This window comes from Telluria sp. GW821-FHT07G12 (assembly GCF_059418525.1).
This window is the reverse complement of the sequence record NZ_JBWKQA010000005.1, coordinates 32,332-58,174: the sequence shown is the minus strand read 5'-3', so window position 1 is coordinate 58,174 and position 25,843 is coordinate 32,332. Positions and strand designations below refer to the sequence as shown.

General features: G+C 64.4%; 28 protein-coding genes. 12 read left to right on the top strand and 16 right to left on the bottom strand.

The window, feature by feature from the left end; genetic code table 11:
- Position 1 precedes the first annotated feature (1 nt).
- Both cls and AC07PE_RS18885 read right to left on the bottom strand, forming a co-directional pair.
- On the bottom strand, positions 2-1,411 hold the full coding sequence (gene cls, locus AC07PE_RS18890; protein ID WP_498767263.1) for a cardiolipin synthase: 1,410 nt from the start codon (positions 1,409-1,411) through the stop codon (positions 2-4).
- Positions 1,408-3,519: a site-specific recombinase gene (locus tag AC07PE_RS18885; protein ID WP_498767261.1), complete on the bottom strand. Its 2,112-nt coding sequence runs from the start codon at positions 3,517-3,519 to the stop codon at positions 1,408-1,410. The genes cls and AC07PE_RS18885 overlap by 4 nt, the downstream gene beginning before the upstream one ends.
- Before the next feature lie 157 nt (positions 3,520-3,676).
- Between AC07PE_RS18885 and AC07PE_RS18880 the strand changes: the two genes are divergently transcribed.
- Entirely contained in the window at positions 3,677-4,513 is an 837-nt protein-coding gene (locus AC07PE_RS18880) for a branched-chain amino acid aminotransferase (RefSeq protein ID WP_498767259.1), read from the top strand.
- A 277-nt stretch (positions 4,514-4,790) separates the two neighbouring features.
- Here AC07PE_RS18880 and AC07PE_RS18875 read toward each other — a convergent pair whose 3' ends face one another.
- The 7 genes from AC07PE_RS18875 to AC07PE_RS18845 all read right to left on the bottom strand — a co-directional run bounded on the left by AC07PE_RS18875 (position 4,791) and on the right by AC07PE_RS18845 (position 11,625).
- Entirely contained in the window at positions 4,791-5,354 is a 564-nt protein-coding gene (locus AC07PE_RS18875) for a DUF3617 domain-containing protein (protein ID WP_498767257.1), read from the bottom strand.
- 79 nt (positions 5,355-5,433) lie between these two features.
- Complete coding sequence (locus tag AC07PE_RS18870; RefSeq protein ID WP_498767255.1) at positions 5,434-6,027, bottom strand: NUDIX domain-containing protein; 594 nt, start codon at positions 6,025-6,027, stop codon at positions 5,434-5,436.
- A gap of 104 nt (positions 6,028-6,131) precedes the next feature.
- Entirely contained in the window at positions 6,132-8,987 is a 2,856-nt protein-coding gene (locus tag AC07PE_RS18865) for a TonB-dependent receptor domain-containing protein (protein WP_498767253.1), read from the bottom strand.
- Positions 8,988-9,372: 385 nt separating this feature from the next.
- A complete protein-coding gene (locus AC07PE_RS18860) occupies positions 9,373-10,050 on the bottom strand; it encodes a YiaD family glycine zipper/OmpA-like lipoprotein (protein WP_498767251.1) in 678 nt (225 codons plus the stop codon).
- 105 nt (positions 10,051-10,155) lie between these two features.
- A complete protein-coding gene (locus AC07PE_RS18855) occupies positions 10,156-10,302 on the bottom strand; it encodes a lmo0937 family membrane protein (RefSeq protein WP_230029538.1) in 147 nt (48 codons plus the stop codon).
- Positions 10,303-10,392: 90 nt separating this feature from the next.
- Entirely contained in the window at positions 10,393-10,620 is a 228-nt protein-coding gene (locus AC07PE_RS18850) for a hypothetical protein (RefSeq protein WP_498767248.1), read from the bottom strand.
- Between the two features lie 153 nt (positions 10,621-10,773).
- Positions 10,774-11,625 (bottom strand): outer membrane lipoprotein, encoded by an 852-nt coding sequence (locus tag AC07PE_RS18845; RefSeq protein WP_498767246.1) that lies wholly within the window; start codon positions 11,623-11,625, stop codon positions 10,774-10,776.
- A 178-nt stretch (positions 11,626-11,803) separates the two neighbouring features.
- On the opposite strand from AC07PE_RS18845, the gene AC07PE_RS18840 reads away from it, so the two are divergent.
- The gene (locus AC07PE_RS18840; RefSeq protein WP_498767244.1) at positions 11,804-12,547 is read left to right on the top strand and encodes a Crp/Fnr family transcriptional regulator; all 744 of its coding nucleotides are present in this window, start codon (positions 11,804-11,806) and stop codon (positions 12,545-12,547) included.
- 129 nt (positions 12,548-12,676) lie between these two features.
- On the opposite strand, the gene AC07PE_RS18835 is transcribed toward AC07PE_RS18840, so the two are convergent.
- The 3 genes from AC07PE_RS18835 to AC07PE_RS18825 all read right to left on the bottom strand — a co-directional run bounded on the left by AC07PE_RS18835 (position 12,677) and on the right by AC07PE_RS18825 (position 15,451).
- Positions 12,677-12,898: a YMGG-like glycine zipper-containing protein gene (locus tag AC07PE_RS18835; protein WP_379773103.1), complete on the bottom strand. Its 222-nt coding sequence runs from the start codon at positions 12,896-12,898 to the stop codon at positions 12,677-12,679.
- Between the two features lie 25 nt (positions 12,899-12,923).
- Positions 12,924-13,235: a BON domain-containing protein gene (locus tag AC07PE_RS18830; protein ID WP_498767241.1), complete on the bottom strand. Its 312-nt coding sequence runs from the start codon at positions 13,233-13,235 to the stop codon at positions 12,924-12,926.
- Between the two features lie 89 nt (positions 13,236-13,324).
- Positions 13,325-15,451 (bottom strand): AsmA family protein, encoded by a 2,127-nt coding sequence (locus AC07PE_RS18825; RefSeq protein ID WP_498767239.1) that lies wholly within the window; start codon positions 15,449-15,451, stop codon positions 13,325-13,327.
- Between the two features lie 189 nt (positions 15,452-15,640).
- Here AC07PE_RS18825 and AC07PE_RS18820 point away from each other — a divergent pair, with 189 nt between their 5' ends.
- From AC07PE_RS18820 to AC07PE_RS18795, 6 genes are read left to right on the top strand one after another with little or no spacing between them, the layout of a single operon-like run.
- A complete protein-coding gene (locus AC07PE_RS18820) occupies positions 15,641-16,033 on the top strand; it encodes a DUF4398 domain-containing protein (protein ID WP_498767237.1) in 393 nt (130 codons plus the stop codon).
- Between the two features lie 45 nt (positions 16,034-16,078).
- Positions 16,079-17,023, top strand: coding sequence for an OmpA family protein (locus AC07PE_RS18815; RefSeq protein WP_498767235.1), 945 nt, complete (start codon positions 16,079-16,081; stop codon positions 17,021-17,023).
- A 39-nt stretch (positions 17,024-17,062) separates the two neighbouring features.
- Positions 17,063-17,599, top strand: a complete 537-nt coding sequence (locus AC07PE_RS18810; RefSeq protein ID WP_498767233.1) for a ferritin-like domain-containing protein — start codon at positions 17,063-17,065, stop codon at positions 17,597-17,599.
- Between the two features lie 41 nt (positions 17,600-17,640).
- Positions 17,641-18,000 carry an ElaB/YgaM/YqjD family protein gene (locus tag AC07PE_RS18805; RefSeq protein ID WP_498767231.1) on the top strand — a complete coding sequence of 120 codons (360 nt, stop codon included), beginning with the start codon at positions 17,641-17,643 and terminating at the stop codon, positions 17,998-18,000.
- 17 nt (positions 18,001-18,017) lie between these two features.
- A complete protein-coding gene (locus AC07PE_RS18800) occupies positions 18,018-18,404 on the top strand; it encodes a phage holin family protein (protein WP_498767229.1) in 387 nt (128 codons plus the stop codon).
- Positions 18,405-18,415: 11 nt separating this feature from the next.
- Entirely contained in the window at positions 18,416-18,769 is a 354-nt protein-coding gene (locus AC07PE_RS18795) for a hypothetical protein (RefSeq protein WP_498767226.1), read from the top strand.
- 90 nt (positions 18,770-18,859) lie between these two features.
- On the opposite strand, the gene AC07PE_RS18790 is transcribed toward AC07PE_RS18795, so the two are convergent.
- Positions 18,860-19,279 carry a hypothetical protein gene (locus AC07PE_RS18790; RefSeq protein WP_498767224.1) on the bottom strand — a complete coding sequence of 140 codons (420 nt, stop codon included), beginning with the start codon at positions 19,277-19,279 and terminating at the stop codon, positions 18,860-18,862.
- 63 nt (positions 19,280-19,342) lie between these two features.
- Positions 19,343-19,822, bottom strand: a complete 480-nt coding sequence (locus AC07PE_RS18785) for an outer membrane lipoprotein (protein WP_498767222.1) — start codon at positions 19,820-19,822, stop codon at positions 19,343-19,345.
- 195 nt (positions 19,823-20,017) lie between these two features.
- On the opposite strand from AC07PE_RS18785, the gene AC07PE_RS18780 reads away from it, so the two are divergent.
- The 3 genes from AC07PE_RS18780 (at position 20,018) to AC07PE_RS18770 (ending at position 22,405) form a co-directional block, all read left to right on the top strand.
- A complete protein-coding gene (locus tag AC07PE_RS18780; protein WP_498767220.1) occupies positions 20,018-20,587 on the top strand; it encodes a hypothetical protein in 570 nt (189 codons plus the stop codon).
- 74 nt (positions 20,588-20,661) lie between these two features.
- Positions 20,662-20,976: a BON domain-containing protein gene (locus tag AC07PE_RS18775; protein WP_498767218.1), complete on the top strand. Its 315-nt coding sequence runs from the start codon at positions 20,662-20,664 to the stop codon at positions 20,974-20,976.
- Positions 20,977-21,277: 301 nt separating this feature from the next.
- The gene (locus AC07PE_RS18770; RefSeq protein WP_498767974.1) at positions 21,278-22,405 is read left to right on the top strand and encodes an AI-2E family transporter; all 1,128 of its coding nucleotides are present in this window, start codon (positions 21,278-21,280) and stop codon (positions 22,403-22,405) included.
- A gap of 25 nt (positions 22,406-22,430) precedes the next feature.
- Here AC07PE_RS18770 and AC07PE_RS18765 read toward each other — a convergent pair whose 3' ends face one another.
- Together AC07PE_RS18765 and AC07PE_RS18760 are read right to left on the bottom strand one after the other, a co-directional pair.
- Positions 22,431-23,453, bottom strand: a complete 1,023-nt coding sequence (locus AC07PE_RS18765) for a YihY/virulence factor BrkB family protein (protein ID WP_498767216.1) — start codon at positions 23,451-23,453, stop codon at positions 22,431-22,433.
- A gap of 120 nt (positions 23,454-23,573) precedes the next feature.
- Positions 23,574-24,617 (bottom strand): OmpA family protein, encoded by a 1,044-nt coding sequence (locus AC07PE_RS18760; RefSeq protein WP_498767214.1) that lies wholly within the window; start codon positions 24,615-24,617, stop codon positions 23,574-23,576.
- 604 nt (positions 24,618-25,221) lie between these two features.
- Here AC07PE_RS18760 and AC07PE_RS18755 point away from each other — a divergent pair.
- Positions 25,222-25,827, top strand: coding sequence for a winged helix-turn-helix domain-containing protein (locus AC07PE_RS18755; protein ID WP_487852749.1), 606 nt, complete (start codon positions 25,222-25,224; stop codon positions 25,825-25,827).
- The last annotated feature ends 16 nt before the right edge of the window (positions 25,828-25,843 follow it).

Genomic DNA, 25,843 nt, shown 5'->3' with positions numbered 1-25,843 from the left:
CTCAGATCCAGTATTCCCCGAGGCGCGCTGCCCATTCCCGGATCCGGTCCATCCACGGCCGGTGCTTCCAGCGCTCCAGCGTCACTTCCTTCGAATCCCGCAAATCCTCGTTGAACGCGCTCTCCATGTCGCGTCCGAAGGCCGGGTCCATCACCACCACGTTCAACTCATAATTATGCAGGAAGCTGCGGCGGTCGATGTTGGCCGAGCCGATGGTCGACCAGGCGCCGTCGATGACCGCCGTCTTCGCGTGCAGCACCGCCACCTGCAGCTCGAAGATCTTCACACCGGCCTTCAGCAGCTGGTCGTAGAAGCCCTGGCCGGCGTAGCGTATCAGGCTGTGGTCGGACACGCCCGGCAGCACCAGCTTGACGTCCACCCCGCGCCGGGCGGCAGCAGCAAGGGCGTCGACGATCTGCTGGTCGGGCACGAAGTAGGCCGAGGTGATGTGGATGCTCTTCTTCGCTTCCTGGATGCCGACCATCAGCGCTTTGTAGATGTCGGAGTCGCCGTCCGGATTGCCGGCCAGGACGCGGATCAATTTGTCGCCGGCCGGCACCAGGGCCGGGAAGTAGTCGGCCTTCGGCAGATCGCCGCCTTCCTGCTCCACCCACAGGTTCACGAAGGACCACTGCAGCGGCGCGACCGCCGGGCCCTCGATCTTGACGTGGGTGTCGCGCCAGCCGACCTTGGAACCGTCGGCCGTCTCCTTCTTGTATTTCGAGCGGAACAGCGAGCTGTTGGCATAGGTCGAGCTGATGTTGATGCCGCCGGTGAAGGCGATGCGGCCGTCGACCACCATCAGCTTGCGGTGGTTGCGGTTGTTCAGGTCCCAGTTGCCCTTGGCCTTGGCCGGATTTACCGGATTGAAGATCAGGACCCGGATGCCGGCCGCGCGCATGCGCTCGAAGAAGGCGGCCGGGGTGGCGATCGCGCCGACCGCGTCGACCATGATGTTCACCGCCACGCCCTGGCGCTGCTTCTCGATCAGCACGTCGGCGAATTCGTTGCCGATCTGGTCCTGGTCGAAGATATAGGTTTCGAGGTTGATCGAATTGGTGGCGGCGCGCGCCGCGGCCATCATCTCGCGCATGGTGGCCGGGCCGTCGAACAGCAGGGTCACGCGGTTGCCGGCGATGAGCGGCACGCCGGTTGCCTGTTCCTCCAGCAGGGCCATGGCCTTGAGGTCGGGCGAGGCATTCGCCCAGCGCTTCGAGACCAGCGCCGACACCTGCTTCGGCGCCAGCGTGCCCTTGGCGCCGGCGACGGTGGGCGTGGCATTGGCGGGGGCGACCGGGTCGACCTCGGGCAGGGACTTGCAGGCAACCAGGGCCAGCCCCAGGCACAGGGCCGCGGTCCAGGACTGCCAGGCTTGCCGGGTCTTGCGGGTTTGCTCTCGCGGGAAGCTCATTCGACACCTCTGCTTGGTTCACTCATGAAATCGGCCCTGGGACCGATGAAGAAATCCACCGGCGCCGCGCGCAGGCGCCGGCCCAGCGCGCGCAGCAGCGCGAAGCCGTGGTAGAAGCGGATCTTGCGGGCGCGCAGCGCGACCCACAGCGCCAGCCCGAAGCTGACCAGCAGGTTGACCATGCCGATCAGGGCGATGCCCAGCAAGGTGATGCCTATGGTCTCCCAGTCGACCCGGTAATCGAGGCCGACGAAGCCGATCGCGAAGTTGGCCGAGGAGAAGGTCACGTGGCGGATGTCGAGCGGCAGGCCGAGCAGGAAGCCGACGGTGGCGGTGGTGCCCATCAGGATGCCGAACACCGCATTGCCCATCAGGCCGCCGAGATTGTTTTCGACGTAGCGGCCGAAGCGTTCCAGGCGTTCTTTCCCTAACAGGCGCCGCAGGCCGTGCAGCTGCTGCACGCGCTGGCCCATGCGGGTGTACAGCGCCTTGTTGTCGTAGTAGCCGGACACCAGGCCGGACACGAACAGCCAGACCCCGGCGATGGCGGCATGCAGCAGGGCCAGCGAATGCCATGGGTGGCTGTCTTCGATCAGGTGACGCGCCTTGAACACGTTGACCAGGTGATGGCCGGTCAGGTACCAGTAGCCCAGCGCGAGCAGGAAGGAGATCGGGATCACGGTGGCCAGGTTGCCCAGCACCGCCACCACCTGCGTGCGGAACACCTTGTTGACCAGGGCCGCCATGCTGTCGGCGTCGGCCTGGCGGTAGCGGGTGCTTTTCTGGTCGCTCTCGTGCAGGGCGGCGGCGATGCGCGCGGCCGTCATCGCCGGCTGCTTGGTGGCGATGGTGAAGTGCAGCACGTGCACCAGCATGAAGCCGAGCGAGTAGTTCATGCTGTACAGGGCGGCCTCGATCAGCGGAGCGCGCTGCAGGTAGGACATCAGGATCTTGATGACCGCCATGACACTGATGATGAAGCCGGCGCCGGCGGCGGCATTGAACATCTGCCGCAGTTCGCTGCGGTGCTCGGCGATGTAATGCTCGCCTGTGCGGCTGGCGTTTTCCGTCACGTTACGGGCCAGCAGGTCGATGTTGTCGCGCACCAGGCCGCGCACTTGGTACTTGGTGTTGTGGGCCTCGGCCAGCTCCTGGGCCAGCGAGATCGCGGCCGCGCGGCGCAGCGAGGTCGGCGGTTCGGACGGGGCCGTCGCTTCGTTGGCCAGCGTTTCCAGGTCGACGGTCGGGGCGCCGGGCAGCTCGCCGCTGGTGTCGACCAGGAACAGGAGCTTGCGCAGGCGGTCGATGCTCTGGGTGACCGCCAGCAGCAGGTAGGTGAGGGAGACGCTGGTGCCGGCCGCCAGCGCGCGCCTGCGCACCTTCAGCACCACTTCTTCGCACTGGTCGAGCATCACCAGCAGGTGGCGCGCGTCTTCCATCTGCTCGACCTCGCCGGCCAGCAGGCGGCCGTACTGGTCGAGGTAGTTGTTGGCCTCGATGTTCTGCATCAGGAAGGGCGAGTCGACTTCCTCGATCTCCATGTGGGCGTGGATCAGCTTCGGCTCCAGGCCCAGCGCGCAGACGCGGCAGGAGAGGGTGCGGATCGCGTCCAGCAGGCCCAGCAGGGTGACGTGGCGGGCGCGGTCCGGGGTCGCATCTGCCGGCCAGCTGCCGGGCGGTGCGGCGTTGGAGACGGTGTCGAACAGTTCCAGCCAGTCGGCGTTCGGCACCGCGCGGATCCACAGGTAATCGTCCTCGCGGCACAGCAGGCGGTCCAGGGTGTCGGAGAGGTAGATTTCGTCGAGGGCCGGCGGCAGGATGCGGTAGGCGATGCGCTTTTTCAGCTCCGTAAAGAAACCGTCGTTCGACAGGATGCCGACGTCCGAGTAGAGGCTGGTATGGCGGCGCGTCTCGAGCAGGGTGGTGATGTAGCGGCGCAGGGCCCAGGCGTGTTCGGGATCGCCTTTCAGGAGCTGGGTCAGCGTGCGCACCTGGGCGCGCGCATAGGCGGCGTCCTGCGCGCGGCGCGGGCGCAGCTTGTCGGCCAGTTCGACCAGCAGGTCGATGCGGTCGCTGTTGGGGTCGAGGCGTTCCAGGATATCGAGCATGGAGGGAAAATACGGCTGGCGGATACACCGCGCGGAAAGGATAGTGTACTCGTGGAACCTCGAGAGCTGTGTTCGCCACCGAACTGAGCGGGCCTGGGCGCTGCAGGGGCCGATCTGCTGGGTTACACTTGACGGGTCCACCTAGGGAGAAAACAAGATGTACCTGACTTACTACAACGGCGAATGGGCCGAAGGGAACACCCCGCTGTTCGGCGCCATGGACCACAGCGTCTGGCTGGGTTCGTCCGTCTTCGACGGCGCGCGCGCCCTGCGCGGCCACCTGCCGGACCTGCGCCCGCACCTGCAGCGCGTGATTGACTCGGCCGAGAAACTGGGCCTGACCTGCCCGCTGTCGGTGGACCAGATGGAAGCGCTGGTGCGCGAAGGCGTGGCCAGTTTCCCGGCGGATGCCGAGCTGTACATCCGTCCGCTGGTGTTCGCCTCCGAGGGCTTCCTGATCCCGGTGCCGGAAAAGGCCAGCTTCGCCCTGACCTTGTTCGACGCGCCGCTGCCGCCCTTCGCCGGCTTCTCGGCCTGCCTGTCGGACCGGCACCGTCCGCAGCCGACCATGGCGCCGACCGACGCCAAGGCCTCGGCCCTGTACGCCAACACCGCCCGCGCCCTGCGCGACGCGCGCGCACGCGGCTTCGACAACGCGGTGATGCTGGACCTGGCCGGCAACGTGGCCGAGTTCGCGTCCTCGAACCTGTTCCTGGTCACGCACGACGGCGCCGTGGTGACGCCGGCGCTGAACGGCACCTTCCTGGCCGGCATCACCCGCGCACGCGTGATGGCGCTGCTGAAGGAAGTGGGCGTGACGGTCGAAGAACGCACCGTGCTGCCTGCCGAGCTGGACACGGCCCGTGAAATCTTCAGCACCGGCAACTACGGCAAAGTCACGCCCTGCGTACGCTACCAGTCGCGCGAACTGCCGGCGGGCCCGGTGGCAAAGCAGGCACGCGACCTCTACATGGCCTATACCGAAACCACTTGAACCAATAATTCGGGGTCAGAGCACATTTCGCTGCAAATTCGGGGTCAGAGCACTTTTTTGATCAATTGATTTGCGGTGATATCGGTCGCGCCGGTGTGACGATCGGCTCAGGCCGGCCAGGCTTGAAGCGCGTAGATTTTTGGTGGCAGGACATTTCCCCAAAAAGTGCTCTGACCCCGAATTAAGCCGGAAAAGTGCTCTGACCCCGAATTTTGGGGCGAAAAAAATGCCGGGCTGGCTTGCACCAGTCCCGGCGAAAATCCCGTGGGGGTCCTTGCTACTTTGCTTGCGGGATACCGATTGGACGGAGATTGCCGCAGTCGGCGCTGAGCCACTTGCCGGCGACATCCATGTCCACTGTCTGTTGCTTGCCGCCGTCCGTGCCCTTGACGTGCATCTTGGCGCGGTAGCTGGTGTCGCTGTCCAGCGTCATTTCGCCTTCGCCGCTGGTGGGCGGCTTGGTGCAGCTGAAGGCGATCTTCATCTTGCTGGGCGACTGCTGGGTCACCTTCTGCTTACAGTCGCCTTCTTGCACGGGAAATTCCTTCCGCTGGATCATTTCCTTCGTCATGCACATGCGCGTCGTCAGGGTGCCGCCGGCGCCGACGTTCATCTGCACGCCATTGCGTTCCATCATTTGTTGCATGGCCTTGCGCTGTTCCGGCGGCATGCTGGCCAGCTGCTTCTGCATCTCGGCCATGGCCGACTGCATCTGGCCGTCCGAGGAGCTGACCTGGTTGCTCAGCTCCCAGAGCCCCGGCTTCATGGTTTGTGCGCCGGCCGGCAAGGCCGCGCAGGCAAGCGCGATGGCGCCGGCAAGGAAAGCAAGGGTCTTCTTCATGGGGATGTTCTCCTGTAATGGGATGCATTGTGGCGGGCGCGCCGGTTTCCCGGCAGCACCACCGATGGGGGGAAAGAATTCAGGACGCCTCGTGCCGGCCCAGCACCCGGCGTTCCAGGTGCAGCAGGAGCAGCACGGTCTTGGCGTCATTGACACCGCCGGTCTCGATCAGCGCCAGCGCATCGTCGAAGTCCATCTCGAGCACCTCGATGTCCTCGCCTTCCTCGGGCTTGCCGCCGCCATCGCCGCTGCGCCGCGCAGGATCGTATTCCGCGACGAACAAATGGATGCGCTCGGTCATCGAGCCGGGGCTGACGAACAGCTGCATCACCGGGTCCACGCGCTCGATCTCGTAGCCGGTTTCTTCGCGCGCCTCGGCCTTGACGCGCTCGTCGGGCGTGGCGCCGTCCAGCATCCCGGCCGTTGCCTCCAGCAGGAAGCCGTCGCCGCCATTCAGGAAAGCCCCCAGCCGGAACTGGCGCGTCAGCACCACCGTGCGGCGCTCGCGGTTGTACAGCAGCACGGCGGCGCCGGAGGCCGCGTCGTAGACCTCGCGCTCCTGCGCCTGCCAGCCGCCGTCGCTGCGCAGCTGCTCGTACTTCACTTTCTTCAGCGGATAGTAGTCGTCCGAGAGGATCTTCTCGCCGACGATGCGGATGCGTTCTTCTGCCATGGCCTCTCCTGGTAAAGATGTCAGCCGAGCATACACCGCAGGAATGAAAAAAGCCGCCCGGCTTGCGCGGGGCGGCTTTCAATCATACTAAGTTCAGGCAGCGATTACTTGAACTTGTACGAAGCGGTCAGGCGGAAGTAACGGCCCATACCGTTGTGCAGCTGGGTGTTGAAGCCTTCGTTCGGATAACGCGGATCGTAAGGAGCCTTGGTATCCAGCAGGTTCTTGATGTTGGCCGACAGGGTCCAGTTCTTGAAGCCGGTGTACGAGTACGACGCGCCGAAGGTCAGCCATTCGTCGACGTTGCAGTCCGGGTTCGAGTACAGGTAGTTCGGCAGGCCGCCGGTCGACACGCCCTTCGGCACCGGCACGGTGTTCGTACCGTAGTAGCAGAACGGAACCGGGTAGGTCGTGGTGTTGTCGGTACGGCGCATCAGCGAGACCGACGACACGTAGTCAGCCGACAGGGTGGCAGCGTGCTCGCCGCGGGTCCAGGTCGTGGCCAGGTTCAGGCGGTGACGCGGGATGTCGCCAACCGAGGTCGCCCAGTCGGACAGACCGCCGTTGGTGCCGACCACGTTGGTCGCGATTTCGCCCGGACGCTCCGAACGCTTGTAGGTCAGCGCGTAGGTGTAGTTCAGGCGGGTCGACAGGCGGCCGTTCTCGCCCAGGTTCAGGCGGTGTGCGACTTCGACGTCGATACCCGAGGTATCGGTCGAGCCCTGGTTCACGAAGGTGCGGTTGATCGCCAGCAGCTGGCCCGAATTCGGGATCACCTTGCCGGTCGAGTCGACCAGGTTATTGTTGTCGCGGATCGCCAGGCCCGGGTACAGGTCCGGGTGCTCGGCCACGAAGGTTGCCGACAGCAGGGCGGTCTCGTTTTCCTTACGAATACGGTAGTAGTCGATCAGGATGTCGAGGTTCTTGGTCGCGTTGATGATCGAACCGAAGGAGTAGCTCTTCGAGGTTTCGTTCTTCAGGTTGGCGTTCGGGGTCGACATGGCCGAGATGCTGCGCGAGCAGTCCAGCTTGTCTGCACCCGGCAGCGGGTTCACGCCGTCCGGGCAACGGACCGGATCGACGAAACCATTGTTGAACGACTGCACGCCGCCCGGCGACACTTGCGACAGTGCCGGTGCGCGGAAGCCCTTGGCGAACGAGCCGCGGAAGGTGACCTGCTCGGTCGCTTCCCACTTGGCGCCGACTTTCGGCACGAAGCTCTTCGCGGTCGGGTACTTGTCGTAGCGGCCGGCGAAGTCCATCTCGAAGGACTTGGTGAACGGGGTGCGCAGTTCGACGAAGCCCGACTTGACGATGCGGCGGCCGTCCATCACGGAGTTGGCCAGGCCGATGATGTTGCCTTTGGCCAGTTCCGGATCCGAGGTCAGGCCAATCTTTTCCTGGCGAACTTCACCGCCGAAGGCGAAGCCGATGTCGCCGCCGGCCAGCTTGCCGAAGGTGGTCGAGGCCTTGGCGTCGAGCTGGGTGACTTGCGAGAAGCCGACGTTGTCGACGTCGCGGACCGCGGTCGGGTCGGCGAGGGTCGCGGCGATGGTGCGGTTCTCGGTCACGATGCGGTCGATGACCGGACGGTACAGGTAGCCGTGGCCCAGATCGTCACGCTCGGTGCGGTTGTACAGGAAGCCGGTTTCCCAGTCGAAGGCGCCGGTAGTGCCCTTCAGGCCGGTCAGGAAGCGGTAGGCCTTGTTGACGTTCTCGCCGCTGGCGTCGGTGCCGACGAAGCGGAATGCCGCCGCTGCGCGGTAGCCGGTGAACGGGTTGTCCGGGTGGCCGGACGGCAGCAGCAGCTGGTAGCTGGTCGGCAGGCCGTTGACGCGGAACACGGTGGTCGGTGCGGTCGACGAGATGGTCTTCGGCAGGCCGACGTATTCGCGCTGGACGCGCGAGAAGCCGATTTCGGTGAACGAGGTGACGCTCTCGCCGATCTTGAAGGTGACTTTCGACAGCAGGTTGACGTCGGTGCCCTTCGACTGCGCTTCGTAGTTGTCGTAGATGTCGTAGTTGCAGAACTGGCGGTTGTACAGCATCGAGGTCGACGCGATGTTGTACTGCGGGCCGCCGGTGATGACGTTGCCCTGGCAGCCAGCGGTGCTGTTGACGACGTACTTGCCGTTGGCGGCGCTGGTCGAGAAGTTGGCGGCGCCGGCGGTCAGTTCACGGAAGATGAAAGGGTTGCCCGAGACGTAGCTGCCGTAGCCGTTCAGGCGGCTGTTGATCTTCGACAGCTCGTCCTTTTCGATGTCGTTGACATCCTTGATGCCGGTGTGGCCGCGCTTGGCGACGTCGAAGCTGATGAAGGCGTTGTAGCGGTCCTTTTCCAGGTCGCCGAAGCCGAACACGCCGTTGACGTTGTTGCGGTTGAACTGGCCGTCATCGTTGGCCGAGGTCGAGGCCGAGATCTGCGCGCCCTGGTAGTCGTCCTTGGTGATGAAGTTGATGACGCCGGCGATTGCGTCCGAGCCGTACACGGCCGAGGCGCCATCCTTGAACACTTCGACGCGGGCGATGGCCGACACCGGGATGTTGTTCAGGTCATAGACGGTCGATTTGCCGTTGTTCGGGTCTGCATAGGCCGAAGCGGCGATGCGGCGGCCGTTCAGCAGGATCAGGGTCGAGGACGAACCCAGGCCGCGCAGCGAGGCGGTCGAAACGCCTTTCGAGAAGCCGCCGTCGGTGATGTCGTTCGAGGTGCCCGAGCCGAAGGCCGGGATGTTGTGCAGCAGTTCGGCAACGGTGTTGGCGCCGGTTGCGGTGATTTCCTTGGCGGTCATCACGGTGATCGGCGAGGAGTCTTCCTTGTCGGCACGCTTGATGTTCGAACCGGTCACGTAGACTTTTTGCGGCGCGGCCTGCTCGGCCTGCGCGAATACGAAGCCTGGCGCTGCCAGGGTAAGTGCGACAGCGAGGACGCTGTGCTTAACTGCGAATTGCTTAGTCAAAATCTCTCCAGTGCTTATCATCTCGAAGCCGGGGCTTCTCTTTGTCAACCTCGGCGGGTACGTACTCCAGCCAAGGGGGACGATCAAACCATTTCTGATGAGAAAAAGTCAAATTGGATTGGTGAATTTGTGTGATCAATACAACGGGTATAAACAGCAGTGATAGTGCTATGCGGAGATAAAACGTTTACGCGTATGCATAAGGAAAACTGATGCATATGTATATGCATGCCTGAGCAGCCGTGCGGCGTCAGTGGTTTTGTTTGTGCGGGAAGGAGCGGGGCGGGGTGTGGCGGAGTGATACGTGCTGCAGCGCAATAGCCGTGCAATTGTCACGAAAACTCATGGATACCGCGCCGGCGCCGGCGCGGTATCCATGACGGGATCAGCCGGCGCGCGCCGGCTCGCTCACGTAGATTTCGACGCGGCGGTTGCGGGCGCGGCCGGCGGGGTCGTCGTTGGAGGCGACCGGCTCGCGTGCCGCGCGGCCTTCCACCGTGATGCGGTTCGGATCGATGCCGCGCGCCGACAGGTAGTCGCGCGCATGGGCGGCGCGGTCGAGCGACAGCGGCTGGTTGATGCCGTCGCCGCCGGTGCTGTCGGTGTGGCCGATGATGGTGACATAGGTGGCCGGGTTCTCGTTCAGCGTGGTGGCGAAGCGGTCGAGGATGGGCCGGAAGTTCGGCTTGATGTCGGCGCGGTTGGTGTCGAACGAGATGTCGCTCGGAATGTCGAGCTTGAGGCGGTTGTCGGCGGTCTGCGAGACCTGCACGCCGGTGCCGCGGGTGGCCTGCTCCATCGCCTGGCGCTGCTGCTCCATGTGCTTCGACCAGACATTGCCGGCCACCGCGCCGGCCAGGCCGCCGAGCACGGCCCCGCGGGTGGCGCGGCCGCTGCCGCCCCCGCCCGTGCTGGCGCCGAGGATGGCGCCCAGGCCCGCGCCGACGCCGGCGCCGGTGGCGGTGCCGCGCTGCGTGGCGTTCATGTCGGCGCAGCCGCTGGCGGCCACGGCGAGGGCGGTCGCGCACAGCGTGGACCGGATGAAGGTAGCGTGTTTATGCATGATGTCCTCCTCCAAAAAAAATATCCGTTTCGTAGTCGCACCCGCTAGCCAGGGGCACGACCGCGAAACGGATCGGTCAATATTGCTGGTGATACGTGACCGGCCTTATATGCCGCGTCCACTGATCAGGCGAACCAGGATCATGATGACGGCAACGACCAGCAGGATGTGGATGAAGCCGCCGACGGTATAGGAAGTTACCAGGCCCAGCAGCCAGAGAATGATGAGTACGACAGCGATAGTGTAGAGCATGATAGTGTCCTCTTCGTTTGAACCGGCGATGTCTTTGCCGTGAATCCAGTATCTCGATATCCGCGGCTGTGCTCCGTACGTTGCCGTACATTAGGCCACGGATTTTTGTTCTTTTCGCAAGCCCGGCACCCAGCCCATGAAGCCCATCAGGCCGATGAAACCGATGAGGCAGGTCAGCAGGCCGCCGGCGATCAGGAAAAACACGTCGTGGGCGGCGATGTCGGCGCCGGCCTGCGGCGCGGGGCCGGCGCTGACGAGGCCGAAGCCGGTGAGAAGCAGACCCCAGAGAATGATACCCATCCATGCGATGCTGTTCATTTGGACCCCTTTCGTGTGGTTTTCTCCGATTCTTGATCGCCGAACGGTCGCGTTCCGTGCGCTGGCGCACATTGCGAAAAAGAAAACAAAAACGGGGCCGCAGCCCCGTTCGAAACGACCCGGCATGCATGCCCGGGCATCCATTTGACGTATTTATGCCGCGCGCAGCGCCCCTTTGACGATGCGCACGCGGTCGCCGGTGCGCCATGCCGGCGCGCTCTGCTGGTGGAAGGTGCGCAGGGTGCCGTCGTCCAGACGGACCCGGATCTCGTAGCTGTGATTGGCCTTCATGTTGCCTTCGACCTGGTTGCCCATCACGGCACCGCCGACCGCGCCGGCCACCGTCGCCAACTGGCGCCCGTGGCCGCTGCCGATCTGGTTGCCCAGCAGGCCGCCGAGGATGGCGCCGCCGGCCGCACCGACGCCGCTGCCTTGCGCGCGGGTCGCGATCTGGCGGATCGACTCGACGTTGCCGCAGTTGCCGCACCAGTTGCTCGAGGACTCTGCCTGCGCCACGCGGGTGGTGGTCCTGGCCTTCGGATGGCTTTCACGCACCGGAGCCGGTTCGTCGTAGCCGGCTGCGGTCGAGCCTTGGGCGCTGTTGCCGTAGGCCGTGCCGCCCTGGGCGACGTAGCCCGGCGGGTAGGTGCTGGCGGTGGTCGGCGCGATGGTGGCCGGCGGCATGGCCGGCAGCGGGGCCGTGGTGGCGGGCGTGGCCGGCACGTAGGAACCGACTGCCGGCTGGGCCGGATAGGCGGGAGGCAATGCGCCCGGCGCCATGGTGCCCGGTGCCGCGCCCGGCTGTTGCAGGCTGGCGGACAGGGCGGCGCGGTCGGCTTCGCTCAGGCCGTTGGTGGTGGTGCGTCCTTTCGAGCTCGGCAACCAGCCCATGATGGCGGCGGTGCCGACCGCGCAGAACAGGATCACGGCAAGCGCCGCCAGGATCAGGAGCGGATGGTGCCCCCTGCGGATCGGGGATGTCGGGGGTGTCTGGTGCGTATTCATGGCGTTTCCTTTTTTTCTTCAGTCTGGTGAAGCCATTGTCTCTGTCAACAACATCCGGTTCCGTGCGTCACCGTACATACTTCGCCTGCCCGCGCCGGTACGCTGACCGAAAGTTGTTAGCAAATGATACCGCGACGTCAGCCGCAGTTTTTCCCTGGCGTCCAACCGCGAGGGTCCGATGAATTCTCCTGCTGCACCCATGGTCGCCGAGCATAATGCCAACCTGCTGCTGGCCGCGCTTCCTCCGGAAGATCTGGCACGCATGCTGCCGGCGCTCGACCAGGTCCAGGTGGAATTGGGGGCCGTGCTGTGCGAGCCGGGCGACCCCATCCGCCATATCTATTTTCCGCATGATTGCCTGGTCTCGATGATGGCCGTGGCCGAAGTGCGCATGACGCTCGAGGTCGGCCTGGTCGGCCGCGAGGGCATGCTGGGCGCCACCGTCGCCCTCGGTCACGACACCACCCAGGTGCGCGCCGTGGTCCAGCGCGCCGGCAGCGCCAGCCGCATCGACGCGGATTTGTTCCGCAACGAATTCGCCCGCAGCCCGGCCTTGCAGCGCGTGCTGTACCGCTATACCGACTCGCTGCTGGCCCAGGCCATCCAGATCGCCGTCTGCAGCCGCTACCACGTGCTGGAGGCGCGCCTGGCGCGTTCCCTGCTGGTCACGCGCGACCGCCTGCGATCCGACCGCTTCCACCTGACCCACGAATTCCTCGCCCATGCGCTGGGCGTGCGCCGGGTCGGCGTCACCAAGGCCGCTAGCGCCCTGCAGCAGCAGGGGCTGATCAACTACAGCCGCGGGAATATCGAGATCCTCGATCCCGAGGGGCTGGCACAGGCTGCGTGCACCTGCTACGAGATCGTGCGGGAAGCGGGGGCGGGCGCCGGCGTTTCCGCTGCGGCGCCGCTGTTCGTGTAGGGTAGGTAGGGTGGGGTAAATCAGTCCGGGGGACTGATTTACGAGCCCACGTACCAAAAGCAAACGCCCCGTCGAGACGGGGCGTTTTGCTGCATGGTGGGCACGGAGTGCCCACCCTACGTCAGTTGCTTAGTGGGTCTTGCTGGTCTGGTTGCCGATCACGCCGCCGACGGCTGCGCCGCCCACGGTGCCGACAGCGCTGCCGCCGGTCAGGACCGAGCCGGCCACTGCGCCGACGCCTGCGCCGACCGCGGTGTTACGGTCCTGGTTGGACATGCCTGCGCAGCCGGTCAGGGCCAGGGCAGCGGTAGCCAGCGAAGCGGTAACGACGATTTGTTTGATGGTTTTCATGGTGATCTCCTTACGGTGGGTTTCGTTATCTGAGGCGCAGGTCATTCCTGACCGATTTCACGCCCCTGACGGTTCTGGCAGCTTCCGCTGCTGCTGCCACATCGTCCGCCGAGCTGACGAATCCGCTCAGCTGGACGACTCCTCTCTCGGTTTCCACATCCAGCTCGGACACCGAGAGATTCGGATTCCCGTTGATAGCTGCCTTGACTCCGGTCGTTATGGTGGCGTCATCGACGGCCTGGCCGGCTGCTACGCCGGTTGCGGCACATCCCGAGACGGTCGCCAATCCCAGCACCAAGGCGGCCAGCAGCGTCGCGGTACATCCGAATTGCTTCATCTTGCGTCCTTGCTTTGTTACGTGATGCAGTGGTTCCATTTTATTAACGCACACAAGCAAGGTCTGTACGACATCTCACACTACCGTGCTCAACGCTTCTGCTTGCCCGGCGGCGGCGCCTGCGGCTTGGCCCTGGCTTCCGCCAGCAGGGCGGCGCAGGGGCTGTTCTCGCCCGGGCCGGTGTTGATCAGCGGGAGCAGGGCGGCGGCCGGCGCGGCCACCATGGCCAGCGCGACGGCGGCGCCGCCCTTCATGGCCAGCACTTTCTTGTCGAGCTGCAGGTCGGGCTTCTTGAAGGTGCCGCGCACATAGAAGGGCGTGCGCAAGGTGAACAGGCGCAGCGCCTTGGTCTCCGGCTTCACCCGCAGGTCCATCTGCTCGCTGCTCAGGTTGACGGTACCGTTGATGTCGACGATCGCTTCCTCGGTGTCCAGCACGAAGGTATTGGTCGAGGCCACGCCGTTTTTGACGTCGAGGTCGGAGGCCAGGCAGTTCAGCTTCACCTGCTTGTCGCCGAACAGCTTGGTGATGATCACGTTGCCGACGTTGAGGCCGGCTTCCTCGAGCAGCAGCTTGCTGACCACGCCTTCGCTCACCAGGCCCTTCACTTCGCCGTTCGACTTCGCCAGCATCTCGCCGACCGAGTCGCCGGTGGCGGTCAGCTTGGCCTGGGCATAGATGTCGCCGGCGGTCGCCTGCTGGATCTTCTGGATTTGCGGGAACAGCTGCTTGACCTCGATGTGGCGCGCGGTGGCGTCCAGCGTGGCCTTGATCGAGTCCTTGCCGGCGCTGCCGCTGCCGTCCAGCGTGATGTTGGAGGTGACGGTGCCGCCGGCCATGCCGAAGTCCAGCGGCCGCAGCTTCAGCACGCCGTTGTCCATGGTCAGGTGGGTATTCAGCTTGTTGAGCGGCAGCTGGGCGGTCTTGACGATGCGGTCGGCGGTGAAGCGCACGTCGGCGTCCAGCACCTTCCACTTCTCGGTGTGGAACTTCTCGACAGGCAAGGCCTTGCCCGCCGGCTGCACTTCTGCCACGCCGCGCTCGCGCTTGCTGGCGTTGGAATCGGCGCCGATCAGCGGGCCGAGATCCGCAAAGCGCAACTGGTTCGAATGGACGGTGCCGGTCAGCTTGTTGCGCGGCTTGTGGGTCGCGAACGTCAGGCTGCCGTTGATGTCGGACTCGCCCACCTTGCCCTTGAACTTCTCGTAGGTCCAGCGGCTCTGCTTGCCGTCCGAACCGTCGCCCAGCGAGCCGGTCAGGTGGCCTTCGGTCGAGAAGGCCGGGGTCTCGGGCAGCACCACGCCGGTGAAGGCGTACAGGCGCGCCATGCTGGGCCCGGCCAGCTTCAGGCGCAGGTCGAGCCCGGCCAGCCTGGCCGGCCGCGTGATGGTGCCCTCGACGGCCAGCGCATAAGGACCGGAATGCACGTCGGCCTGGATGGGGAAGGGCGCATCCATGTTGTCCTTCAGGGTCAGCACGCCGCCGGTCTTGCCGCCGCCCGTTACCGGCGCGTCGTTGTAGGTGCCGTGCAGCTTGAAGGCGATGCCGTAGGTAGGGTTGTTGGGGATGGTGTCGACGTCGGCCGTGATGTCGGCATCGGTCACGGCATCCTTGATGTGGATGACGCCTTTCGCCAGCACCAGGCGCTCGAGGTCGAGCTCCCACTTCGATTCCTTCTTCTCGTGCTTATAGGCCCAGTTGTAGTGCGTGGCATCGGTGCGCAGCAGCTCGAGGCGCGGCCCGTCGACGCGCAGCACCGGAATATTGATCGTGTGGTGGAGCAGCGGGAAGGGGTTCAGCGAGAACGAGATCTGGCGCACGCTGGCGGTGTCGCCCTTCTGCATGTTGGCCGGATTGCCGACGTGGATGTCGTTCGCGTACAGATGGGGCCAGGGAATGTGGTCGCGCCAGGTGCGCTGGCCCGGGACGATGGTGTCCGAAGGGCGCTCCCACTTGACCGACAGATCGCCGACGATGGCGAAGGGGCGCTCGATGGCGTCGCTGACCTTGGCGTTCAGCCAGGGCTTGACGCGGTTCCAGTCGAAGGTCAGCAGGATGATGATGGCGATGACCGGAATGGCGATCAGTATGCCGAGGATCCAGAGCACGGCCTTCAGCGCGCGCGACTTGGGGCGCTTGCCCTGCTGCTTGCCGGATGCGTTGCCGCGGTTCGCCTCGTCCGCCGGCTTGTTCTCCTCATGCTGTTGGGTTGTCATGGCAATCCTTCTGGTGGGAGTGTGTTGAGATCAGATTAACGTAAAGGTCCCTCGATCAATGTGCGGTGCCGCACCGTACCGGGACAGGCCTTGCGCCATCTCCGCTCTATGTGCGGCACCGAACCGATCTCTGTGAGCAAGAGGCTTATAACGTTACCAACACAATCTTTCCTCAATGGGAGAACACAGATGGACAAGAACTCAATGAACCTGCTGATGCGGGTTGGCGCGGCCGCCGCGGTCCTGAGCCTGGCCGCCTGCGCGAGCCCGGAAAAGACCCCGGCCACGGCTGCCGTCGCGGTGTCGCACAACGCCGTCGATAACGCCGTCTCGGCTGGCGCGCCCGAACTGGCGCCGCAGGAAATTTCCGCTGCGCGCGACAAGATGATGCGCGCCAACCAGGCGCTGGCCGCCAAGGACTATAAGACGGCGCGCGAACTCGCGGTGCAGGCCCAGGCCGACGCCAAGCTGGCGCAAGCCAAGGCAACGTCGGCCAAGGCCACCGCGGCATCGAATGCGCTGAACGAAGACCTGCGCGTGCTGCGCCAGGAAGTCGACCGCGCAAATTCGGATCAGCAATAACGACCAACGCGCCGGGCAGGCGCACACAAGAAGAAAGGAAGCACGATGAACTCGAAGTTTCTCAAGTCGGCGATGTTTGCCTGCAGCGTGATGCTGGCTGCCTGCAGCACCGTTCCGACCACCACCGCCACCCTCGACGAGGCGCGCGCCGACTACGTTGCCGCAAGTAACAACCCGGCGGTCTCGAGCTACGCGCCGCTGGAATTCCGCCAGGCCAGCGAAGCCCTCGACCGCGCCAACCAGGCCGCCGCCAAGCGCGAGAGCCTGGACACCATCGACCGCCTGGCCTATGTGGCCAAGCAGCGCATCGCCACCGCCCAGGAAATCGCCAAGGCCAAGTCGGCCGAGGCCGAAATCGCCGATGCCAGCCGCCAGCGCGACCGCGTGCAGCTGGAAGCCCGCACCGCCGAGGCCGAGCGCGCCAAGCGAGAAGCCGCCGCCGCCAACGCCCAGATCGCCGTTGCTCAGCAGCAGGCCCAGAACGCCCAGCAGCAAGCCCAGGACGCCCAGGCCCAGGCCGCCGCGGCCCAGCAGCAGGCCGCCCAGCTGGCCGAGCGTTCGGCGCGCCTGGAAGCCATCCTGGTCGAGCTGCATGCGCAGAAGACCGAGCGCGGCATGGTGGTCACCATCGGCGACGTGCTGTTCGCCACCGACCGCGCGGAGCTGAACGCGAACGGCATGGCGACCGTGCGCAAACTGGCTGAGGTCATGATGCAGAACCCCGACCGCACTGTGCTGGTCGAAGGATTTACCGACAGCACCGGCAGCGCCGCCCATAACAAGGACCTGTCGGAACGCCGTGCGCAATCCGTGGCCCAGGCCCTGACCAGCCTCGGCGTGCCGCGCGAGCGTGTGGCGATGCGCGGCTATGGCGAGGCTTATCCGGTGGCGTCGAACGACACTGCCGCCAACCGCCAGCTGAACCGCCGCGTGGAGATCGTGCTGTCGAACGAGAACGCGCAGATCCCGCCACGAGCGGCGGGGCGTTGATTTTGTATTGGCTTTATTGAGAAGAAGGGAAGACAGACCATGAACGAGACAAATAGCAACCTGGGCCACGGCTTCGACATCGAAGAGATCCGCCGTGCCGCCGCCAACCTCGAGGACGGCGCCGTCACCGAAGGCTACGCCGCCGACCGCGAGGCGGTGATCGCGATGCTGAATGCCGCGCTGGCCACCGAGCTGCTGTGCGTACTGCGCTACAAGCGCCACTACTACACCGTCAGCGGCCCGAACACCGGCCACATCAAGGCCGAGTTCCTCGAGCATGCCCAACAGGAACAGGACCACGCCGACCGCATCGCCGAGCGCATCGTCCAGCTGAACGGCACGCCGAACTTCAACCCGGCCACGCTGACCCAGCGCAGCCATGCAGAGTACGACGATTCCGAGGACGTCCAGGCGATGATCCGCGCCGACCTGATCGCCGAGCGCGTGGCGATCGAGTCCTACCGCCAGATGATCCAGGCGATCGGCGACAAGGACCCGACCACCAAGCACATGCTGACCGAGATCCTGGCCGTCGAAGAGGAACACGCCGACGACATGAGCGACCTGCTGGCATAACAAATCTTTTTCTTAACCCACCGAAGAACAAGGAGTACAACATGCTCGATTCCATCCGCGCCAATACCGACGCCGTCCGCGCCAAGGCCACCGCCTCTTCCATCGACGGCAAACTGGACGATGCGTCCACCGACATGAAAACCCTGGTCAAGGATGCCCAGTCGCTGCTGACCTCGGCCGCTTCCCTGACTGGCGTCAAAGCCGACGAACTGCGCGCACGCGGCATGCGCATGCTGGATGCGGCGCTGGGCAAGAGCAGCGAGTACAAAGATCAAGCCATGGTCAAGGGCAAGGAACTGGCCAAGAACGCCGATGTCTACGTTAAGGACAATCCGTGGCGCACCGTCGCCGCGGCGGCCGGTGTCGGCCTGCTGGTCGGCATCCTTCTGGGCCGCAAATAACAAGAGCCGGGGGCACCATGGAAAATAACGAAACTGTCGTGCATGGCCCCGGCCTCATGGGTGGTATCACGGGCCTGGCAAAAAATTTGTTCGGCCTGGTGGTGTCGCGCGTGGAGCTCGCCGCGCTCGAAATGACCGAGGTGCGCAACCACGTGATCGAACTGGTCGCCATCTTCGCCTGCGCCATTCTCGCCACCTGGTTCGCGCTTGCCTACGGCACCGCAACCATCGTCGCCCTTGCCTGGGACGAAATGGGCTGGAAGATCCTGTTGGTCATGTTCGTCGTCTTCATCGTCATCACCGGCATCCTGGTGGCCAAGGGCCTGTCCATGCTGAAGCAGGGCAAACTCGCCTTCCCCGAGACGATGAAGGAACTGCGCAACGACCGCGACATGCTGATGTAAAGGAAAAGAACATGGACAAGAACGATCATCGCAGCCACGAGGAAAAGAAGCGCGCGCTGCTGCGCGACGGCGAGTTCTATCGCGCGGGCCTGGCCCATTCCCGCGCCCAGATCAAGCACGCGGCGCGTCCCGAAGTGATGTTTCATACGGTGCTCGACCACGCTACCTGGGCCCTGCGCACGCGTGCCGATGCACTGCTGAGACCTACCGGTACAAGCGTATCGGTGCTGGCTCCTTATGCCCTAACCGTGCTAGGCTTCATCCGTAAGCGCAAGCTCGGTAAGCCTGCGCTGGGGGTAGCAGCACTGGCAGGTATTGCCGCTTGGTACGTACAGCGCAAACGTGCGCAGCAAATGGCATACTGAGAACGACTTCTCACAGAATATGGTGGGGCTTGAGCGGCGTCGCAATCCTCGGATTGGACGCCGTCTTTTTGTGGCCGCTTCGCGCGGTGCTCAGTGCGAGGCCGCAGTCGTGCTCTGAACGGTGGTCTGGACGGTCGTCTGGACCGAGCCTTCCGGCGCCGTGTCCAGCTGGGACGGCGCATTCTTCATATCCTGCTCGTAGGTGGCGCGCGCTTCCTTGAGGCAGGCGCTGCGTTCTGCCGGGTTCTGGCCGCAGGCTTTCTTGGCTTCCGCGTAGGCGGCGCCGATTTCCTTCTGCAGGGTTTGCAGGCGCGCCTGGCGCGTCGGGTCGCCCTTGTGCCAGCGCGCCGGATCGCCGCTGCGGATTTCGCTGGCCTGCTTGGCTTTCACGGCCGGCGCGACCGCGCTGTCGTCGTTGGCCTGCGGCTGGGTCTGGGCCTGGGCTGCACCGATGGCGGCGAAGAGGCCGGCCAGCGCGACGGCGCGCCAACTTCCTTGTAGTTGTCTCATTGCATTCTCCATGCTCTGGACGAGCGAAAGCCGGCGCACAAAGCGCCGGCTGGTTTTCACATCTCAATAACGGTAGACGCGGCCGTCGACGATGCGCACGCGGTTGCCCACGCGCAGGTCGTACACATTGTCCTGCACCACGGTGCGGTATTCGCCGTTGTCGAGGCGGATATTCACTGCATAGCCCTGGGCGCCGTTGGCGTCGCGGTTGCGCTCGACATTGTTGCCGATTGCAGCACCAGCCACGCCGCCGGCCACGGTGGCCGCGGTACGGCCGCCGCCGCTGCCGACCTGGTTGCCGGCCAGCGCACCGACCAGGCCGCCGACGATGGCGCCGGCGCCGCTGGTGCGGCCTTCGACGTTCGTCACCTGGATCGATTCGATAGTGCCGTAACCGGCCGAGGCGCTGTCGCGGTAGCTGGTGTTATAGCCGTCGCGGTAGCCGCTGTTGTTGCCGTAGTAGGGATCTGGATTGCTGCTGGCACAGCCGCCGAGGATGGCGCCGACCGCGACCAGCGCGGCGATAGAGCGGGTAGCTTTCATGACTTGTTCTCCTGGCAAAAGATGTACGTTCAGATTAATGACGCGCATACCTGAGGTCTGTGCGATGACGCACCGTATGTCCTTGCAGCTCATCCATGTCCGTACAACACTTTTGTTCTGTGTTCGGCACCGTACAGAAGACACGCTTACGGCAGAGTAAAACGTCAACTGTGCATAAAAAATAAGGAGAACAAAATGCGGACACCACCACATGTGATTTTGCTGCTGGGTGCAGCGATGCTGTATGCGGCCCATGCGCGCGCCGGCGGACCCCTGATCCGGTCCGTTGCGCCAGAAGTCAAGATGGCCTACGAACAGGCGCGCGAGATGGCGGCGGCCAACTACAAGAATGCGCGCGCCCAGTGCGACGCCGTGACCGGTAACCCGAAGGACCTGTGCATCGCCGAAGCCAAGGCCACTCGCGTGCGCATGGAAGAAGAGGCGCGCGCCAAGTACGAGGACACGCTGAAGGCTTATACCCGTGCCCGTCTGCGCATTGCCGATGCCGAGTACGACCGCGACAAGACGCGCTGCGCCGGCCTCGCGGGCAACGACAAGGACGTCTGCCAGGCGCAGGCCAAGGCGGCGCTGATCGCCGCCCGCGCCGACGCCAAGGCCGACCAGAAGACCATCGAAGCGCGCAACGAAGCGCGCGACGACAAATTGGACGCGGCCTGGAAAGTCGCCATGGAACGCTGCGATGCCTTTGCCGGCGCCGCCCGCGACCAGTGCGTCTCGAATGCCAAAGTCCAGTTCGGAAAATGATTCAAGGATTTATAACCGGCCGTACCGGCCACTTCGTATCACCCGTGTGATGCATTGACAACAAGGAGCTCATCATGAACATGACCAAACGTATCGCTACCGCCGTCTTCACCGCCACCGTCGCCTTCACCATCGTCGGCTGCTCGTCGGGCCCGAACAAGGAAAGCACCGGCGAGTACATCGACGACGCCGCCATTACCACCAAGGTGAAAGCTGCCTTCGCCGCCGACCCGAACGTCAAGGCCACCGAAATCAACGTCGAAACCTACAAGGGCTCGGTGCAGCTGTCGGGCTTCGTCGCCCAGCCTGCAGATGCTCAGCGCGCCGCCGACATCGCTCGTGGCGTGAAAGGTGTTTCGTCGGTGAAGAACGACATCCGCGTCAAGTAAGTTCAGTAGAATTAGCTGACGCCGGATCTTATCTCCGGCCGCGCGGGCGATCGGCTCACGGTCGCCCGGGCGCGTCGGCTGGAGTGGAATCGACGGCCAGCCCTGGGGTTGGCCTTTTCTTTTTGCAGGTAACGATATGCAGCTCGCTCCACCCGGCAACACCAGCACCGTCCCCTCCGATGCTCCCGCCGCGCCGCCGCCTCCGCCTTCGCCAGGCAGCGTGCTCTCGCCCGAAGAGGCGGCGCGTGAAGCCGGCCTGCTGAGCGGCGAGGGCGCGCCCACCGGCGAAGAGCTGGGGGCCATGCATGGCGCGCTGCGCCTGCCCGTGCACGTGAACGCGCGCGGCATGTCGCTCGGCATCCTCGCCACGGTTGCCTTCGTATTCGCCCTGCAATGGGCCAAGAATTTCTTCGTGCCGCTGCTGCTCGGCATCTTCATCGCCTACACCCTCAGCCCGGTGGTGCGCTGGCTCGAACGCTGGCACATCAAGCGCGCGATCGGCGCGACCCTGGTTTCGGCCGCGATCCTTGCCGGCATGGGACTCACCATCCAGCGCGTGCAGGGCGAGTTCTTCAACATCATCGACGAGCTGCCCTCGCTCACGCACAAGGTCACCAAGCTGATCATGCAAGCCTCGGACGGCCAGCCCTCGACCATCCAGCAGGTGCAGGCGGCGGCCGCCGAGATCGAGCAGGCGGCCTCGAACGCGTCCGGCGCGGATGCGCGGCGTGCGGCGCAACAGCGACGGCCGGCGCCGGCCAACGTGCCTGGCGGCAGCAATTTCCGCGTGATGGACTGGCTGCTGGCCGGCTCGGTCGGCCTGGCCAGCTTCATCTCCCAGGCCACCATGGTCGTGTTCCTGGTGTTCTTCCTGCTGCTGGCGGGCGACACCTTCAAGCGCAAGCTGGTCAAGCTGACCGGCCCTTCGCTGACGCGCAAGAAGGTGACGGTGCACATCCTCGAGGACATCAACACCTCGATCCAGAACTACATGTTCATGCTGCTGGTGACCAACGTGCTGCTGGCCCTGCTGATGTGGGGCGTACTGCGCATGGTCGGCCTCGAGAACGCCGGCGCCTGGGCCATCTTCGCCGGCGTCGCCCACGTGATGCCTTACTTCGGGCCGCTGCTGATCACCCTGGCCACCGGCCTGGTCGCCTTCCTGCAGTTCGAATCCCTGCGCATGGTGATCCTGGTGGCCGGCGCCTCGCTGGCGATCGCGACCCTGGTGGGCATGGTCGTGACGACCTGGATGACCGGCAAGATCGCCAAGATGAATCCGGCCGCGGTGTTCGTCAGCCTGCTGTTCTGGGGCTGGCTGTGGGGGATGTGGGGCTTGCTGCTCGGGGTGCCGGTGGTGGTGGTGGTGAAGGTGGTGGCCGAGCGGGTGGAGGGGATGGAGGTGGTGGCCGAGCTGCTCGGAGAGTAATTCCCCGCAGCCCGGCCCTTACTGCTCAGGCGTTCTGGCCCACGGCCACGCCCAATCTGCGGTCCGGCGTCCCTCCGGTGCGGCGGTCGCGCGAACCCGAGGTCCGGCGTTCGCGAATGCGCCGCTCCGGCCGACCATCCGGCAGGTCGCCCAGCGGCGATACTTCCTTCTGCTTTGCATCCTTGCGCAAGCTGCCCAACTGAATGGCGTACTGGCGTGCGAATTCGGCGCCGAGGAAGAAGATCTGCGCCGAGTAGTACACCCACAGCAGCAGGGCGATCAGCGAGCCTGCGGCGCCGAAACTGTCGGTCGTGCCGCTGTTGCCGATATACAGGCCAATCGCGAACTTACCGAGGGTCCACAAGAGCGCCGTCCCGAGCGCGCCGATGGTCACGTCATGCCAGGACAGTTTGATGCGCGGCAGCAGCTTGTAGATGGCGCCGAACATGGTGGCGATCACCAGGAAGCTGAAGAGCGAGGCGACCCATCCCAGGACGACGGTAGCGTCATGCCACATGCCGCCGATGAAGTTTTCGACCACATTCAGGGCGGCCGAAATGACCAGCGAGGTCATCAGCAGCAAGGCCAGGGTGAGGATCAGGCCGAAGGACAGCAGACGCGTGCGTATGGTGTCCCACAGGCCGGCATCCTTGGGCGGCGGCACGTCCCAGATCTCATCCAGGCTATCCTTCAGTTCGGAAAAGGCCGATGTGGCGCCGACCACCAGCAGCACCGAGGCGACGATGGTTGCCCACAGGCCGCTGTCCTTGTTGCGGGCGCCGGCCACGATCGACTGGATCGTTTCCGCGCCTTGCGGGCCGAGCAGGTGCCGCAACTGGCCCATCAATTGTCCTTGCGCCGCTTCGGTGCCGTAGAAGAAGCCGGCGACGGCAATGACCAGCACAAGGATAGGGGCGAGCGAAAACAGGGAATAGTAGGCCAGGGCCGCACCCTTGCTCGCTGCCCGGTGCGCCATCCATTCCGTTGCCGAGCAGCGCAGCACGTGGATGAGCTTGCGAGGCTCGGGCAGCATTTTTTTAAAATCCATATCGCTTCCTCCAAATAAAAAACGCGCCCGAAGGCGCGTTGGTGGCCATCCGGGCCGACGCCCTGAGTGGCAACACGATGCGGGAGCGTCCGGCGATCCCGCATCGCGTTCATGACAGCATTACTGCACGCGGCGTTCGACGGTGATCTGCTCGACCTCGACGCGGCGGTTCGGTGCCAGGCACTCGATCAGCGCCGACTTCTTCTTCTGCTTGCAGTCGGTGACGACCGGATTGGTCTCGCCCTTGCCGTGAGCCTGCAGGCGCTTGGCGTCGATGCCCTTGCCGATCAGGTACTCGCGCACGGCGTCGGCACGGCGCTGCGACAGCTTCTGGTTGTACTTGGTCGAACCCAGGCGGTCGGTATAGCCGTTGATGTCGACGTCGGTGATCGACGGATCGGCCTGCAGTGCGGCGGCGATGTCGTCCAGCTTAGGCTGCGGCATCGACAGGGTGGCGCTGTCGAAGGCGAACAGTTCGGTCGCCGACAGGGTCACCTTCTCGAAGCGGGCCGGCGGCGGCGGCGGAGCGACCGGTTCCGGTGCCGGCGCCGGGGCTGCCTCGGCAACCGGTGCCGGTTCGATGACCGGAGCCGGTGCCGGCGGTGCCGGCGGCGGGTTGAAGGCGTAGATCAGGCTGAAGCTGACATACTTGGTCAGGGCCTTCGAGAAGCCGAACTTGTCGTCGTCGTTCAGGTTGCTCTTCATGGCGCGGCCGTCCAGCTGCATCGACCAGCGGTCGTTCAGGCTGGCCTGCACACCCAGGCCGGCGGTGTAGTACGGCGACCAGCCGGATGCCTTGAAGCCCGGACGGGTGGCGCGATCGCGCTCGCCGCCGACGCCGACCAGCAGGAACGGACGGATCTGCTTACGCGACAGCATCAGCAGGGCGTCGGCGCCGACCACGGTCTGACGGTATTTGGTGAGATTGTTATCGGCACGCGCTTCGGTAGCGCCGATCTGGATGTCCCACAGCGGGTGCACCGGCTTACCGAATTTCAAGCCACCGCCCCAGTCCTTGTCACCGACGCCGAAATCGTGGTCAGGCTTGATGCCGACGACGGTCGGCGCAATGTACCACGACGGGTTGATGACTTCCTGAGCCAGCGTCGAACCAGCCGAGCAGAGCAGGGCAGCAGCAAGAGCGATTTTCTTAATATTGTTCACAGATAACTCCCATAGGTTGTAAAAGTACTTACATCGCGTGCCTAGCAGTGATGTTGTGGTCAAGAATACAAGCCGGTGTTTCCGAGGGTCCGTGCGGTACCGCACCTAGTCGTCCGTGTTTGTGACAATTCCGCAACGCGACAGTTCCTGCTTTCGTCTGCTCAGCCGTTATTTGTGGTTTAAGATGCCTCATCGTCGTTCTTTGTCGGTTATTTATTTCCTCGACGGAAGATGGTCGTTAGGAAAGAAGTTTCCAAACTGAATTGTTTCTAATTGTAATAATTGCCGGATCAGCAGGTCACGATCCCTTCTTTCTTGTTTCCGGAAGCCCAGCGCTTCCCGGGCAGCCCATGTCAGGCATGCCATAAAAAACCGTCGGGTTTCCCCGTTTATCGCAATCGAGCGCCTGTGCCGCGTCAATACGGCATCGGGAAAATAACTTTGAGAAATTTTCGGCAATGTTGGCTGGCGCACAGAACTCCGGGTCTGACGCAGGCAATCTTGTATCCAGTTAAGCGGAACCGGCAAGTTGTCTGGAGGTCATAGAGATAAACGCCGGTCCGGGCCATACCGAACACAGTCTCATAACATGGAGTAAACCAACATGCATGCAGCGACTCACCACAATGCGGTGCAAGGCGACATCGGCGCAGTGCACACGTCCAGCAACTCTGCACTGATCGAACGTGTCCCGCCCCAGCCGACCGAGCGCGCCCCGATTTCGCTTGCGCCGATCGAGCGTGTGCGGTCGACCTCGGCCACCCAGCGCCGTATCGAAAACATGCAGAAGCTGATTGGCGAGCTGCAGACGCATGAAATGCTGGCCGACGAGATCGCCTGGTTCCTGAAATTCTCGCCGTCCGGCGCCCGCAAATACATCCGCGACCTGCGCGAAGCCGGCGTGATCGAACTGGCCCGCTACATCGAGGGCACCGCCACCTACCTGGGCAAGGCGGTCTACCGCATCTCCCCGGATCCGGAGCGCGTCAAGGCCTTCCTGGCCGCGATCTGCCAGCCGAAGCGCGAAGGCGCCGCCCCGCGCAAGGAGCGTCCGGGCCTGCGCGAGCAGAGCATGGCCGGCACCGGCCGCCACTTCCACATCCTGGCTGACGACACCCACTACGCGATCCGCGTGAACCGCAGCCCGGTCACCCGCGATCCGCTGGTCGCCGCCCTGTTTGGCCCGGCCCCGAGCCAGGTCGCAAAATAAAGCCAGACCTATCTGC

What these genes read in the sequence shown, in the direction of transcription:
- cls (WP_498767263.1), bottom strand. Translation starts at nt 1,411, where the DNA reads ATGAGCTTCCCGCGAGAGCAAACCCGCAAGACCCGGCAAGCCTGGCAG.
- AC07PE_RS18885 (WP_498767261.1), bottom strand. Translation starts at nt 3,519, where the DNA reads ATGCTCGATATCCTGGAACGCCTCGACCCCAACAGCGACCGCATCGAC.
- AC07PE_RS18880 (WP_498767259.1), top strand. Translation starts at nt 3,677, where the DNA reads ATGTACCTGACTTACTACAACGGCGAATGGGCCGAAGGGAACACCCCG.
- AC07PE_RS18875 (WP_498767257.1), bottom strand. Translation starts at nt 5,354, where the DNA reads ATGAAGAAGACCCTTGCTTTCCTTGCCGGCGCCATCGCGCTTGCCTGC.
- AC07PE_RS18870 (WP_498767255.1), bottom strand. Translation starts at nt 6,027, where the DNA reads ATGGCAGAAGAACGCATCCGCATCGTCGGCGAGAAGATCCTCTCGGAC.
- AC07PE_RS18860 (WP_498767251.1), bottom strand. Translation starts at nt 10,050, where the DNA reads ATGCATAAACACGCTACCTTCATCCGGTCCACGCTGTGCGCGACCGCC.
- AC07PE_RS18855 (WP_230029538.1), bottom strand. Translation starts at nt 10,302, where the DNA reads ATGCTCTACACTATCGCTGTCGTACTCATCATTCTCTGGCTGCTGGGC.
- AC07PE_RS18850 (WP_498767248.1), bottom strand. Translation starts at nt 10,620, where the DNA reads ATGAACAGCATCGCATGGATGGGTATCATTCTCTGGGGTCTGCTTCTC.
- AC07PE_RS18845 (WP_498767246.1), bottom strand. Translation starts at nt 11,625, where the DNA reads ATGAATACGCACCAGACACCCCCGACATCCCCGATCCGCAGGGGGCAC.
- AC07PE_RS18840 (WP_498767244.1), top strand. Translation starts at nt 11,804, where the DNA reads ATGAATTCTCCTGCTGCACCCATGGTCGCCGAGCATAATGCCAACCTG.
- AC07PE_RS18835 (WP_379773103.1), bottom strand. Translation starts at nt 12,898, where the DNA reads ATGAAAACCATCAAACAAATCGTCGTTACCGCTTCGCTGGCTACCGCT.
- AC07PE_RS18830 (WP_498767241.1), bottom strand. Translation starts at nt 13,235, where the DNA reads ATGAAGCAATTCGGATGTACCGCGACGCTGCTGGCCGCCTTGGTGCTG.
- AC07PE_RS18825 (WP_498767239.1), bottom strand. Translation starts at nt 15,451, where the DNA reads ATGACAACCCAACAGCATGAGGAGAACAAGCCGGCGGACGAGGCGAAC.
- AC07PE_RS18820 (WP_498767237.1), top strand. Translation starts at nt 15,641, where the DNA reads ATGGACAAGAACTCAATGAACCTGCTGATGCGGGTTGGCGCGGCCGCC.
- AC07PE_RS18815 (WP_498767235.1), top strand. Translation starts at nt 16,079, where the DNA reads ATGAACTCGAAGTTTCTCAAGTCGGCGATGTTTGCCTGCAGCGTGATG.
- AC07PE_RS18810 (WP_498767233.1), top strand. Translation starts at nt 17,063, where the DNA reads ATGAACGAGACAAATAGCAACCTGGGCCACGGCTTCGACATCGAAGAG.
- AC07PE_RS18805 (WP_498767231.1), top strand. Translation starts at nt 17,641, where the DNA reads ATGCTCGATTCCATCCGCGCCAATACCGACGCCGTCCGCGCCAAGGCC.
- AC07PE_RS18800 (WP_498767229.1), top strand. Translation starts at nt 18,018, where the DNA reads ATGGAAAATAACGAAACTGTCGTGCATGGCCCCGGCCTCATGGGTGGT.
- AC07PE_RS18795 (WP_498767226.1), top strand. Translation starts at nt 18,416, where the DNA reads ATGGACAAGAACGATCATCGCAGCCACGAGGAAAAGAAGCGCGCGCTG.
- AC07PE_RS18790 (WP_498767224.1), bottom strand. Translation starts at nt 19,279, where the DNA reads ATGAGACAACTACAAGGAAGTTGGCGCGCCGTCGCGCTGGCCGGCCTC.
- AC07PE_RS18785 (WP_498767222.1), bottom strand. Translation starts at nt 19,822, where the DNA reads ATGAAAGCTACCCGCTCTATCGCCGCGCTGGTCGCGGTCGGCGCCATC.
- AC07PE_RS18780 (WP_498767220.1), top strand. Translation starts at nt 20,018, where the DNA reads ATGCGGACACCACCACATGTGATTTTGCTGCTGGGTGCAGCGATGCTG.
- AC07PE_RS18775 (WP_498767218.1), top strand. Translation starts at nt 20,662, where the DNA reads ATGAACATGACCAAACGTATCGCTACCGCCGTCTTCACCGCCACCGTC.
- AC07PE_RS18770 (WP_498767974.1), top strand. Translation starts at nt 21,278, where the DNA reads ATGCATGGCGCGCTGCGCCTGCCCGTGCACGTGAACGCGCGCGGCATG.
- AC07PE_RS18765 (WP_498767216.1), bottom strand. Translation starts at nt 23,453, where the DNA reads ATGGATTTTAAAAAAATGCTGCCCGAGCCTCGCAAGCTCATCCACGTG.
- AC07PE_RS18755 (WP_487852749.1), top strand. Translation starts at nt 25,222, where the DNA reads ATGCATGCAGCGACTCACCACAATGCGGTGCAAGGCGACATCGGCGCA.